We start from the raw sequence: 12403 nt of genomic DNA, 5'->3' as shown, positions 1-12403 counted from the left end.
GGTTCAGGTTGAGCCGGCCGGCCGGGACGGTCCCGCCCGTGGAGTACTGCGGCGGCGCGTACGAGGGTTCGCCGTTGTAGGTCAGCTGGGGCGTCTCTATCCACCCCATGATCTTCTCTTCGTAGGGCCACTGGGCGGGGTGCGCGGCCGTCGTCGGCGCCCGGGGTGGTGAGACGGACGGCGGCACTGGCGGGGGAGAGGTTGTCGGCGGCGTCCCGCGCCCGGACGGTGAACACGTAGCGGGTGCCGGGGCGCAGGCCGGTCAGGACGGCCGCGACCTGGGTGCCGCCGACGCTGTGGATCTTCGTGTCGCCCTGGTAGACGTCGTACGAGACGACGCCCCGGTCGTCCGTCGCGGTGGACCAGGCGAGCCGGACCGTCCGGCTGCCCGTCGCCCGGCCGTGCGCGCCCGGCGGCCGGGTGGGGGCGGAGCGGTCGGCGGCCGCGGCGCCCGGGGTGGTCGCCCGTACCTCCGCACTGCTCGGCCCGAGCCGCCCGTCGGCGTCGCGTGCCCGCACGGTGAAGGTGTAGGCGGTGGAGGGGCGGAGCCGGGTGACGTCGACCATGCGGTCGGCGGCCGGCACCTCCCGCACCCTGGTGGCGCCGCGGTACACCTCGTAGGTCTCGGCCCCGTCGACGGCGTTCCACATCACGTGCACGCTGGTCGCGCTGCCCGCCGCGGCGGTGACGCCCGTCGGCGCCCCGGGCGGGGCGCCCCCGTCGTCGTGGCCCGTGCCCCAGCCGCAGGAGGAGACCAGCACGAGGACGCCGCAGAGCAGGGCGCGGCGGAGCGGGACTCGGTGGGGGGCGGGAACGGGAACGCCTCGCACGGCTCTGCCTCCCGATACGGCCAGACGGCAATGGTCCGGACCAATATGCCTTCGTGGCGCGATCACATCAAGAGGCCCGTGGTGGCCGATCGCCCGGAAGGGTTACGTATCCTGGGTCCTCGACGGCCCAAGTCCCCGGTCGAACCGGGGAGTCGGGTCGGCGGCGCGGACCGCTGTCGTCGCTGATCCCGCGCCGGCGCGGGCGGCCGGGCGGGCCGGAAACCGGTACCGGACCCGGCCCCCCGCTCCTCCGTCGCACGCCCGGACGTGCACCGTCTGGCCCTGTCGTGGTGGTCCGTGCGCCCGATCCGGGGACAGATGGGGCCTAATGTCCGTCCACGCCCCCTCCCGGAGAGGCCACCACGTGCGTGTCCAGTCGCTGACACTGGTCGCGGCCAGTGCCGCCCTGATCGCCCCCACGACGTTCCCCGTCGCACCGCTGCCGTCCCGGCCGGGCCCGCAGTCCCAGGCCCGGCCGGCACCCGAGGCCGGACCCCGGCCCCCGGCGGCGACCGGGCCCGAGGCCGTCTCCCGCCTCAGGCCGGAGCCCAGGGCCGGCTCCCGGTCCGGGGTCCGGCCGCCCGTGCCCGGCCCGGACGCCGGTGCCCGCACCGCGGACGGCACGTCGGGGAAGCCCGTCCGCGCCGCCGACCTGCTGGCCAGGACCCGGCACTGCACCCCCGTCTCGCACGGCCGCTACCGCAGCGACGCGGGGGCGCCGGCGGACATCCCGGTCTGCGGCACCCGGGACGCCGTGTTCTGGAAGGCCGACCTGGACATCGACTGCGACGGCCGCAGCGGCGACCGCTGCAACGCCCGCACCGACCCGCACTTCACCGCCGCCACGGCCTACACCCGGTCCGGCGGCGGCCCGCTCGACGCGGAGAAGCTGCCCTACGTCGTCGTGCCCCGGCCCAGCGGCATCTGGAACCACCGGGCGGACGGCGTGCACGGCGGCTCGGTCGTGGCCCTCGTCCACGGGGACCGGGTGGGGTACGCGGTCGTCGGCGACATCGGCCCGCGCGACGTCATCGGCGAGGCGTCCTACGCGGCCGCCGAGGCGCTCGGGGTCCCCGCCGACCCGCGCACCGGCGGCGTCGCCTCCGGGGTGACGTACATCCTCTTCAAGAACACCGGGACCGAGCCCATCGAGGACACGGCCGCCACCGAGCGGACGGGGGAGCGGCTGGCCCGGGAGTTCGCCGACGGCGACTGAGCGGGCGGGGCGGGGGCCGCCCGTCCCGCCCGGCTCGTCGGCCGTCCGGCACCGGGGGCGACGCACGTGCCGTGCCGCCGCCCCGGCGCGCTACACCTTCCGGTAGGAGTACGCCTCCGCCGCCGCCGCCTCCACCGCCGCCAGGTCCGCGCCCGTCGCCGCCGTGACGACCGCGGCCACCGCGCCCTCGACGAACGGGGCGTCGACCAGGCGGGTGTCGTCCGGCAGTTCGTCGCCCTCGGCCAGCAGGGCCTTGACGGTGAGCACCGCGCTGCCCAGATCGGCCAGGACGGCGACGCCCGCGCCCCGGTCCACGGACGCGGCCGCGGCGGACACCAGCTCGGAACTGGTGCCGAACCCGCCGGCCGCGGTGCCGCCCGCCGGGGCCACCGGCACCGCCGCGCCACCGCCCGACAGGGCCTTCGCCAGCTCCGCCACGGACGCCGCGACCTCGGCGCTGTGCGACACCAGCACGATCCCGACCAGCTTCCCGTCACTCACCGGACGCCTCCTGAAGCCCCGCGACCAGCAGCGCCGCCGACGTGGCACCGGGGTCCTGGTGCCCGATGCTGCGCTCGCCCAGATAACTCGCCCTGCCCTTGCGCGCCTGCAGCGGCGTGGTCGCCTCGGCGCCCTCCTCCGCGGCGGCGCGGGCCGCGGCGAACGACTCGCCGAGGGCGTCCACGGCCGGCACCAGGGCGTCGACCATCGTCTTGTCGCCCGGCGCCGCACCCCCGAGCGTCCGGACCGCGTCCACCCCGGCCCGCAACGCCTCGGCCAGCTGCTCCGCGCTCACCTCGGCGGCGTCGCCGAGCGCCTTGCCGGTGCGGCGCAGCAGCGTCCCGTACAACGGCCCCGAGGCGCCGCCGACCGTGGAGATGAGCTGCCGTCCCGCGAGCGTCAGGACCGCGCCGGGCGTGTCGGGTGCCTCCTTCTCCAGCGTGGCCGTCACGGCCGTGAACCCGCGCTGGAGATTGCTGCCGTGGTCCGCGTCGCCGATGGGCGAGTCGAGGGCGGTGAGCCGTTCCGCCTCGCGGTCGACCAACGCGGCGGTCGCCGTCATCCAACGGCGGAAGAATTCGGCGTCGAGCACAGGATCTCCTTGCCTGGTAGGTGTGTTCCGTTCCCTTCCCCGTCCACCGTCACATGCCCCACCGGAGCCCGGGCGTCCGCACCGGTGCGTCCCACAGTCCGAGCAGCTCCTCGTCGATCTCGCACAGGGTGACCGAGGCACCCGCCATGTCGAGGGAGGTCACGTAGTTGCCGACGAGGGTGCGGGCGACGGCGACACCGCGCTCGCCGAGCACGCGCTGCACCTCGGCGTTGAAGCCGTACAGCTCCAGCAGCGGCGTGGCTCCCATGCCGTTGACGAGGACCAGCACGGGATTGCGGGGGGCGAGATCGGTCACCACCGCGTCCACGGCGGCCTCGGCGATCTCGCCCGAGGTCATCATCGGCCGCCGCTCCCGGCCGGGCTCCCCGTGGATGCCGATGCCGAGCTCCAGTTCACCGGCGGGCAGGTCGAAGGTGGGGCTGCCCTTGGCCGGCGTGGTGCAGGCGCTCAGCGCGACACCGAAACTCCGGGAGCTGTCGCCGACCCGTCGGGCGATCGCCTCCACCTGCTCCAGCGGACGGCCCTCCTCCGCCGCGGCGCCCGCGATCTTCTCCACGAACAGCGTGGCCCCCGTGCCGCGCCGCCCCGCCGTGTACAGGCTGTCCGTCACCGCCACGTCGTCGTCGACCAGCACCTTCGCGACCCGGATGCCCTCGTCCTCGGCCAGCTCGGCGGCCATGTCGAAGTTGAGCACGTCACCGGTGTAGTTCTTGACGACGAACAGCACTCCGGCGCCGCTGTCCACGGCCGCGGCCGCCCGCACCATCTGGTCCGGCACCGGCGAGGTGAACACCTCGCCCGGACAGGCCGCCGTCAACATCCCCGGTCCCACGAACCCGCCGTGCAGCGGTTCGTGCCCCGAACCGCCCCCGGACACCAGGGCGACCTGCCCGCCCACGGGGGCGTCCCGCCGCACGATCACCCGGTTCTCGACATCCACGGTCAGCTCCGGATGGGCGGCGGCCATCCCCCGCAGCGCGTCCGCGACCACGGTCTCCGGGACGTTGATGAGCATCTTCACTGGTACCTCCTGGGAAAAGTGGCAGATGAAGTTCTGAGGTGCGTCTTCGCTGGTGGGAGTGGGTAGGGGCAGTGCTCGGCCGCGGCGGTCCGCGGCGGTCCCGAGCGGCTCTCGGCGGTACGGGTGCTGACGTGACGCCGACTGCGGTGGCGGACGTCAGGTCTGCTGGGCGATCGGACGGGGGGTCGACTGGAGTACTCCTGCCCGAAGTATCGACCTTGCCGAAGCGAAGGTCACGTGCACGGACGCCGGGCGTGCCAGGAGGCGGCACGGCCCGCGCCGCACCGTGACGGCGCAGGCCCGACGCCCTCGTCCGCACGGTCCCGGCCTCCGGGTGAGCGGCTCCGCGGCATCCGGTCGCGCGGCCACCGCGGGAAACCGCTTGGCGCACCACGGTGACCGCTGCTACTTTTCCGGAGGCCGTGCGAGAGAACGAGGAGGTGGTACCCGTGAACGTATCGACGTGGGTGCTCCCCTCCGGGGTCACGGTCGGGCGATAGGTCGTCGTCCGGGAGCGCCGTCCCCGAGCACTCCCGAAAGGCACGACCATGCAGTTCACCTCCGAGCAGCGTCTCGACGACGGCGTCCTCGAGCGCGCGTTCACCCTCGGCGGGATCCCCGGCATCCTGTGGACGCCCGCGTCCGCATCGGCGCCGCTGATCCTGCTCGGCCCCCCTCCCCTCGGGCTGCGCAAGGCGTACCCCCGGCTGGTGGCCCGGGCCCGGCACTCCGCGGCGGACGGCTTCGCCACGGCGACCATCGAGCTCCCCGGGAGCGGCGACCGGCCCCCTCGGCCCGAGGCCGAACAGGCCCGCGCCGCACTGCGCCGGGCGATGGAGGCCGGTGAGCCGGTCGGCGACGAGATCGTCGACGCCCTCGTCCTCCCGCTGGTCGAGACGGCGGTCCCGGAATGGCAGGCCGCCCTGGACGCCCTCATGCCGCTGCCCGAGATCGGCGGCCCGGTCGGGTACGCGGGGGGAGTGATCTCCATCGGGATCCGACTGGCGGTGGTCGAACCGCGCATCTCGGCCGCCGTTCTGTTCGCCGGGAGCCTCGTGCCCCGCGCCATGTTCGAGGAGGCCCGGCAGGTCACCGTTCCGCTGCACGTCCTGCTGCAGTGGGACGACGAGGGGAACGACCGGCAGGCGGCCCTGGACCTCTTCGACGCCTTCGGCTCGGCGGAGAAGACGCTGCACGCGAACCTGGGCGGGCACACCGGCGTCCCGCAGTTCGCCGGGGAAGCCGCGGCCCGGTTCTTCACCCGGCACCTGCGCTAGGGCCACTTTCGCAACAGGCCCTACGACCTGTCGGGCTCCCGTCCCCGACACCGGGGCGGCCGACCGGGGTGACGCGCGGAAGCGTCCGCCCCGGCGGCCGCGCGGGAGCCGGGCCCGGCCGGGCCCGGCCGGTGCGTCAGGGGGCGGGTGTCCCGTAGACGCCCATCTCGTAGAGGGAGTAGCCCCACGTGGTCCTCCGCTCGACGCCCTGCATGCGGACGTACCGCACGGCCTCGTCGGAGGCGAGCCGGACGACGTCGTCGCCGCAGCCGTCCGGGCGCCGGGTGGCCGCGGTCCGCCAGGTCACGCCGTCCGGGGAGGTCCGGACGGCGTACTCCGTCGCACAGGCGCCCTCCCACGCGAGGGTCACCGCCGAGACCTTCGCCGGGGCGGCGAGTTCGATCTGGACCCACGCGTCGTCCGCGTACCCGGAGGCCCAACGGGTGTCCATGCGACCGTCGTTGACGTACCGGGCCGCCAGCCGGTCGAGGTCCTGTTCCACGCTGGACGCGGACGCCGTGCCCGTGAGCGCCAGGTTCCGGGCGCCGCCCGTCGAGTCCCACAGCCGCAGCCGGAGGCCGGCCTGGAGGAGGAAGGAGTCCAGCACACCGTCGCCGACCTTGGGCTGGACCTTCCCCCACGAGTTGCGCGGCGGATCGACCCGCACGGCCCGGGCGCGCTGCTGCAGGTCGTCCGACTCGGCCAGCAGCCGGTCGGAGGCCTCCGCGTCACCGTCCTGACGTGCCGCGAGCGCGTCGAGCATCGTCACCATGGCCTCGCCCCACAGCCGGGTGGCGTCCAGCCAGGGCGACGCGTCGGCCACGAAGCCCCTGTCCACGGCTCCGCCGCGGATGGTGGCCGGGGCCTGCTCGATCGCGGTCGCGTGGGCGCGCAGGGCCTCGACCGCCTCGGCGCGCCTCCCCTCGTCCCACGTCGCCCAGAACTGCCGCACGCGGCGGTCGAGTTCGGGTGCCTGCGGCTGCCAGGGGGTGGCGCCGAAGGTCGGGGCCATGTGCTCCAGGTCGCCTAGGACCAGCAGGGCGGCCGTGGCCTCGGGGTCGCCGCCCGCGAGGTAGGACATGGCGCGCGGCCAGTTCTCCCGCGCGTCGTACGCCCGGTCGTTCCAGGTGAAGTCCGCGGTGCCGAAGACCGCGACCTTGCTGGCGTGGGGCTGGTTCATGGGGTTGGCGACGATGCCGGAGAGGTGCTCGGACAGGCCGGCCTCACGCTTGTCGTACGGCGCGAGCAGCAGCCGGCCGCTGGTGTTGCCGAAGTCGTTGACCGGATAGTTGTCCCAGACGAAGACCTTGCGGCCGAAGAGCTGCGAGACCCGGTCGGCCTCGTCGTTGGTGATCTTCGGCGGGACGACGTCGGTGCCGGTCCACATCACCACGACCGCCGGGTCCAGGGTGGCGCGCATGGTCTGCTTGTAGGCGGTGTCGGTGAGGTCGCCGTACTCGGTGGGCACCGTCTGCAGCGGCTGCGTGCCCTCGTGGGTGGCGACGAAGTTCCGCTGCACGTCGTTGAGCAGGTCGACCTGCGCCTTCGCGGCCGCCGCGCGACCGGGCTCGCCGTACGCGGTCCGGTCGCCCTCACAGTTCCAGCGGGTGTAGCTGATGTCGTCGAGCGGGATGGAGAAGGCGCGGGTCCCCAGGTCGTACAGCGCCTGCAGCTTGGCCTCGAGGGCCGCTCGGTCGGCCGGGTCGGAGTAGCAGATCGACTCGCCGGGGGAGACGGCGAAGGTGAAGCGCACGTGGTTCGCCGTGGCCCGGTTCACCAGCTCGCCGAGTTCCGCCAGCTTGTCCGCCGGGTAGGGCTCGCGCCACTTGCCCCGGTGGTAGGGGTCGTCCTTGGGGGCGTAGATGTAGGTGTTGGCCTTGACGTCTCCGTAGAAGTCCATCTGGTCGAGGCGCTCCGCGTGGGTCCACGGCTGGCCGTAGAAGCCCTCGATGGTGCCCCGCAGCGGCATCGACGGGTAGTCGCTCGCCCGCACTCCCGCCACCTTCCAGCGGCCGGCGCCCGCGCGGACGAAGAGCTGGCGCAGGGTCTGTACGGCGTAGAACTGGCCGGCGGCGTCCGTGCCGCCGAGGGCGACGTGCCGTCCACGTGGCCCGGACGCCACGTTCAGGGCGTAGCCCTCCGGGTGATCCGGCACCGCCGTGCCGTCGAGCGCCCGGGCGACGTCGGGCCGGTTGGCCGGGCCGAGCCGGACGGTGAGCAGTCCCGCGGCCGCCCGGGGGACGTCCCCGGGGGCGACGACGTCCACCCGGTCGGCTCCGTGGGCCCTCAGCTCGCGGACGAGCCGGTCCCGGGCGGCGGCGTCGGTCCGCCCGTCCGCCACGACGAGGACCCGGCCGGTCACCGCGACGTCGCCGTCCGAGCGGGTGAGGGACTGAGGGGTCGGCGACACCGGCGGCACCGCGGACGCCGCGACGGGCGGGGTGTCCGCGGCGGCGGGCGACAGGGCCTCGCTCGTCATCGTGCTTGCGAGTGCGAAGCAGACACCGAGCGTCGTGACGGCTTTCACGCGTCTTCCCACGAGATCTCCCTGCTTGGTCTGGACCACATGGACTGCCGTGCTCTCAGGGATGATGCGGCAGGGGGAGGGGCGGGCGTAAGACGTATGGGGTCTAGACCTCTTGGCCGCTCGGCTTTACTCTGGCCAACGCCGAGCGTCAACGCCGAGCGGGGACGGCGGAGTTCGGCGTGCCCGGCTTCCGGCTGCCGAGCCGGGTGGAGGGCACCGGACCCGACTGCCACTACGCGGTGGTGGCCGACGCGGTCGATCGCCGAGCTGAGCGCCGTCGTGTCTCCCGGTGGGTCGGGCTCCAGGACCGGGTGGGGGAGAGCGAGAGGAAAAGCGCTTTCGGGACGGACCGTGAAGGCCCGCCGTGAACGCATCGATGGGTGCGTACGTGATTCGCGCTCACATCCCTGACCGGCGGAAGGGTGTCAGGGCCTCACCGGCGTGTCGTGACACGCGTGCCGGGCACTGGAGGACGATGGGGTTCCCCGGGCAGACACGGGACCGGCCGGACGAGGAGGGGCACGTGGATCAGCGGGCCGTACGGGAGGCGACCGCGACGGCGGACGGCCCGGACCCGGTCGGCACTCATGGTCGCGAGTGCGGGCGCGGTCGCGGTCCGGACCGGGAGGCGACGGACACCCGGCGGCGCATCCCCCGCACCGACGTCGTGCTGCGGGACCCGAGGCTCGCGGAGGCGGTGCACCGGCTCGGCCCCGAGACGGTGAAGTCGGCCGTCCGGCAGGCCCAGGACCGGGCCCGCGAAGGGACGGTCCCGCCCGGGGCGGTGACGGACACGGCCCTCGCCCTGCTGCCGTCCACGGCCGGCGGACTGCGGCCGGTGATCAACGCGACCGGCGTGCTGCTGCACACCAACCTGGGCCGGGCCCCCCTGTCACGAGCGGCCCGCCGCGCCGTGCAGGAGGCCGCCGGACCGACGGACGTCGAACTCGACCTGCGCACCGGCGCACGCGCCCGCCGGGGACGTGGCGCACTGGCCGCCCTGCACGCCCGGGTGCCCTCGGCCGGCGACGTGCACGTCGTGAACAACGGCGCCGCCGCACTGGTCCTGGCCGCGACCGCGCTCGCCGCCGGCCGCGAGATCGTCATCAGCCGCGGGGAGATGGTGGAGATCGGGGACGGTTTCCGCCTGCCCGACCTCCTGGTGTCGACCGGAGCCCGGCTGCGCGAGGTCGGCACCACCAACCGCACCACCGTCGCCGACTACGCCGACGCCCTCGGCCCGCGGACGGGCTTCGTCCTGAAGGTCCACCCCTCCAACTTCCGCATCACCGGATTCACCCGCGCCGCGGACACCGGCGAACTCGCCGCACTGGGCGTGCCGATCGTCGCCGACATCGGCTCCGGGCTGCTCGCCCCCCACCCGCTGCTGCCCGGGGAACCCGACGCCGAGAGCCAACTCCGGGCCGGTGCCTCCCTCGTGACGGCCAGCGGCGACAAACTGCTCGGCGGCCCCCAGTGCGGACTGCTGCTCGGCGACGACGACCTCGTACGGACGCTGTCCCGGCACCCCCTCGCCCGCGCCCTGCGCGTGGACAAGCTGACCCTCGCCGCGCTGCAGGCCACCCTCACCGGCCCCGGCACACCGACCGCCGACGCCCTCGCCGCCGATCCGGCGCTCCTCGCGCACCGCGCCGAGCGGCTGGCCGCCGCGCTGGCCGCCGCCGGCGTCGACGCGCGGGCCGTCGCGAGCGAGGCGGCGGTGGGCGGCGGCGGCGCCCCCGGTGTGACGCTGCCCAGCGCCGCCGTGTCCCTGCCGGAGGCGTACGCCACCGCGCTGCGCACCGGCCCGGTCCCCGTGGTGGGGCGCCTGGAGGACGGCCGGTGCCTGCTCGACCTGCGCGCCGTGCCGGCCGAGGACGACGAGCGGCTGGCCGCGGCCGTGCGGTCCGCGGCGGAGAGGTAGGAGCCGTGCGGGTGGTGGCCACCGCCGGTCACGTCGACCACGGCAAGTCCGCCCTGGTGCGGGCGCTGACGGGCATGGAACCCGACCGCCACGAGGAGGAGCGCCGCCGCGGGCTCACCCTGGACCTCGGATTCGTCTGGACCCGGACCGACGGGGACGAGGACCTCGCCTTCGTGGACGTGCCCGGGCACGAGCGGTTCGTCGCCACCATGCTGGCCGGCGTCGGACCGGTGCCCGCCGTGCTCTTCGTGGTCGCCGCCGACCAGGGCTGGCAGCGGCAGTCGCAGGAACACCTCGCGATCATCGACGCCCTCGGCGTACGGCACGCCGTCCTCGCGGTGACCCGCAGCGACCTCGCCGACCCCGAGCCCGTACGGGCCTACGCCGTCGAGCGCCTCGCCGCGACCTCCCTGGGCAAGGTGCCGTCCGTCGCGGTCAGCTCCGTGACCGGCGCCGGACTCGACGAACTGCGCGGGGAGCTGGGGCGGCTGGCCCGGTCCCTGCCGGTGCCGCCGGCCGACGCCGACGTACGGCTGTGGCTGGACCGGGCCTTCACCGTGCGCGGGCGCGGCACGGTCGTCACCGGCACGCTCGGCGCGGGCACGCTGCGCGTCGGCGACCGGCTGCTGACGGGGGACGGCACGGCGGAGCTGCGGGTGCGCGGGATGCAGTGCCTGCACGAGGAACGCACCGTCGTGAGAGGGGTGGCCCGCGTGGCGGTCGACGTGCACGGAGCCGCCGACGGCACCCTGCGCCGGGGCCAGGTCCTGCTGTCACCGGACCGCTGGCTGCTCACCGCACTGACCGACGTCCGCGTCACCGGGGAACCGGTCACCGGACTCCCCCGGACGTCGACCCTGCACATCGGGACGGCCGCGGTGCCGGCGACCGTCCGCCCGCTGGGCGAGGACACGGCCAGGCTGACCCTGGCCCGTCCGCTGCCCCTGCGCGTCGGCGACCGCGCCGTCCTGCGCGAACCCGGCGGCACCCGCGTCCCCTGCGCGGTCACCGTCCTCGACGTACGTCCGCCGCGTCTGACCCGGCGCGGAGCCGGCCGCGCCCGCGCCGGGGAACTGGCCGCGATGACCGGGGATCCGGACGGCACCGCCGAACTGCGGCGGCGCCGGCTCGTACGGCGCGGCGAACTGCTGGCGATGGGAGTGCCCCCGCCGGCCGCGCCCGTCGCCGGTGACTGGCTGGCCGACGCGGACCACTGGAAACGGCTGCGCGCCCGTCTCGCCGAGGAGGTCGAGCGGCACGCCCGGCAGCACCCGATGGACCCGGGCCTGCCCACCGAGGCCGCGCGCCGTCTGCTCGGTCTCCCCGACCGGCTGCTGGTCGACGCGCTCGCCCGGACCCCCGGCGGCGGACGACTCCACCACCGCCAGGGCCGGCTGTACGGGTCCGACGCCACGCCCACCCTGCCACCGCCCCTGAGAGCGGCCGTGGACGCGGTACGCGGTGACCTGTCCCGCGCACCCTTCCGCGCACCCGAGGCGGACCGGCTGACGGAACTCGGACTCACCCGCAGGGCACTGGCCGCGGCCGTCGCCGCCGGGGCGCTCCTGCGGGTCGGGGACACCGTCGTGCTGCTGCCGGGCGCGGACACCGAGGCGGCCGCCATCCTGGCCCGCCTCCCGCAGCCGTTCACCCTCAGCGAGGCCCGCCGCGCCCTGGACACGACGCGCAGGGTGGCCGTACCGCTGCTGGAGCACCTGGCGGCGCGGGGACTGACGGAGCGGGTGGGCGACCGGCACCGGTGCCGCCGGCCCGCCGACGACGCCCGGTGACCCGGCGGTGCCCGGTCCCCCCGCCGGGAGACGAGCGTCCCGGCCCCTTGCTATGGTGCGCCGATGTCATCGATCAGGCAGGTCCAGATCACCTTCGACTGCGCGGATCCGCAGCGCGTCGCTCGTTTCTGGTGCGAGGTGCTGGGATACGTCGCCCCGCCGCCGAAGGGATTCGCCACATGGGACGATTTCGACCGTTCGCAGCCGCCGGAGAAGCGGGGGGCGTGGTGCGCGTGCAGTGATCCTTCGGGCGTGGGCCCGCGACTGTTCTTCCAGCGCGTTCCCGAGGGCAAGGTCGCCAAGAACCGGGTGCACCTCGACGTGCGGGCCGGCACGGGGCTCGTGGGCGAGGAGCGTCTGGCCGTGCTCGAGTCCGAATGCGCACGACTGGTCGCGCTCGGCGCGGTCCACCTGTACACACTGTTCGCCGACGAGGAGAACGAGTCCTGCATCGCGATGCAGGACATCGAGGGCAACGAGTTCTGCCTCGACTGAGCATCCGCCGGGACGCCGCGTCCTCGGCGGGACCGAACGCGGGCTCGTGACGGGGCCCGCGTTCGGTCCCATCCCGAAGCCGGGCACGTCGCCACGGGCAGAAGACGGAGGCGGACGGGAATCGAACCCGCCTGCCCGAGATCCTCGGACACCTCGGTTTTGAAGACCGGGAGGGCCACCAGGCACCCACACGCCTCCACCGCCCGGCC

At 75.0% G+C, this 12403-nt stretch carries 10 protein-coding genes and 1 tRNA gene; 5 read left to right on the top strand and 6 right to left on the bottom strand.

The genetic code is table 11. The features are described 5' to 3' along the window. Nucleotides 1-830, bottom strand: an 830-nt coding sequence (locus JHAT_RS30120; protein WP_077801443.1) for a fibronectin type III domain-containing protein, incomplete at its 3' end; no start/stop codon positions are given. 364 nt (nt 831-1194) lie between these two features. Here JHAT_RS30120 and JHAT_RS30115 point away from each other — a divergent pair. Then, nucleotides 1195-2046 carry a glycoside hydrolase family 75 protein gene (locus JHAT_RS30115; RefSeq protein ID WP_077801442.1) on the top strand — a complete coding sequence of 284 codons (852 nt, stop codon included), beginning with the start codon at nt 1195-1197 and terminating at the stop codon, nt 2044-2046. 90 nt (nt 2047-2136) lie between these two features. Here the strand turns inward: JHAT_RS30115 and JHAT_RS30110 are convergent, their stop codons facing one another. From JHAT_RS30110 to dhaK, 3 genes are read right to left on the bottom strand one after another with little or no spacing between them, the layout of a single operon-like run. After that, a complete protein-coding gene (locus JHAT_RS30110) occupies nt 2137-2547 on the bottom strand; it encodes a PTS-dependent dihydroxyacetone kinase phosphotransferase subunit DhaM (protein WP_077801441.1) in 411 nt (136 codons plus the stop codon). Continuing rightward, complete coding sequence (gene dhaL, locus JHAT_RS30105) at nt 2540-3139, bottom strand: dihydroxyacetone kinase subunit DhaL (protein ID WP_077801440.1); 600 nt, start codon at nt 3137-3139, stop codon at nt 2540-2542. Before dhaL ends, JHAT_RS30110 begins: the two co-directional genes overlap by 8 nt. Before the next feature lie 49 nt (nt 3140-3188). Next, nucleotides 3189-4181 carry a dihydroxyacetone kinase subunit DhaK gene (dhaK, locus tag JHAT_RS30100; RefSeq protein WP_077801439.1) on the bottom strand — a complete coding sequence of 331 codons (993 nt, stop codon included), beginning with the start codon at nt 4179-4181 and terminating at the stop codon, nt 3189-3191. A gap of 548 nt (nt 4182-4729) precedes the next feature. Between dhaK and JHAT_RS30090 the strand changes: the two genes are divergently transcribed. Further along, on the top strand, nt 4730-5458 hold the full coding sequence (locus tag JHAT_RS30090) for an alpha/beta hydrolase (RefSeq protein WP_077801438.1): 729 nt from the start codon (nt 4730-4732) through the stop codon (nt 5456-5458). A 136-nt stretch (nt 5459-5594) separates the two neighbouring features. On the opposite strand, the gene JHAT_RS30085 is transcribed toward JHAT_RS30090, so the two are convergent. Next, entirely contained in the window at nt 5595-7937 is a 2343-nt protein-coding gene (locus JHAT_RS30085) for a beta-N-acetylglucosaminidase domain-containing protein (RefSeq protein ID WP_077801445.1), read from the bottom strand. A 697-nt stretch (nt 7938-8634) separates the two neighbouring features. Between JHAT_RS30085 and selA the strand changes: the two genes are divergently transcribed. The 3 genes from selA to JHAT_RS30065 all read left to right on the top strand — a co-directional run bounded on the left by selA (nt 8635) and on the right by JHAT_RS30065 (nt 12194). After that, nucleotides 8635-9909, top strand: a complete 1275-nt coding sequence (gene selA / locus JHAT_RS30075; RefSeq protein WP_290439824.1) for an L-seryl-tRNA(Sec) selenium transferase — start codon at nt 8635-8637, stop codon at nt 9907-9909. Between the two features lie 5 nt (nt 9910-9914). Next, entirely contained in the window at nt 9915-11699 is a 1785-nt protein-coding gene (locus tag JHAT_RS30070; protein WP_077801435.1) for a SelB C-terminal domain-containing protein, read from the top strand. Nucleotides 11700-11762: 63 nt separating this feature from the next. Continuing rightward, on the top strand, nt 11763-12194 hold the full coding sequence (locus JHAT_RS30065) for a VOC family protein (protein WP_077801434.1): 432 nt from the start codon (nt 11763-11765) through the stop codon (nt 12192-12194). A 105-nt stretch (nt 12195-12299) separates the two neighbouring features. On the opposite strand, the gene JHAT_RS34805 is transcribed toward JHAT_RS30065, so the two are convergent. Beyond that, nucleotides 12300-12392, bottom strand: a tRNA-Sec gene (locus JHAT_RS34805). Nucleotides 12393-12403 lie beyond the last annotated feature (11 nt).

The organism is Streptomyces sp. JHA26 (assembly GCF_002005565.1).
In the GTDB taxonomy this organism is placed as follows: domain Bacteria; phylum Actinomycetota; class Actinomycetes; order Streptomycetales; family Streptomycetaceae; genus Streptomyces.
This window is presented reverse-complemented; position numbering and strand designations above follow the sequence as displayed.

Bases quoted from the DNA above. Each gene is read 5' to 3' on its own strand.
- JHAT_RS30090 (WP_077801438.1), top strand. From the start codon at position 4,730: ATGCAGTTCACCTCCGAGCAGCGTCTCGACGACGGCGTCCTCGAGCGC.
- JHAT_RS30085 (WP_077801445.1), bottom strand. From the start codon at position 7,937: ATGACGAGCGAGGCCCTGTCGCCCGCCGCCGCGGACACCCCGCCCGTC.
- JHAT_RS30065 (WP_077801434.1), top strand. From the start codon at position 11,763: ATGTCATCGATCAGGCAGGTCCAGATCACCTTCGACTGCGCGGATCCG.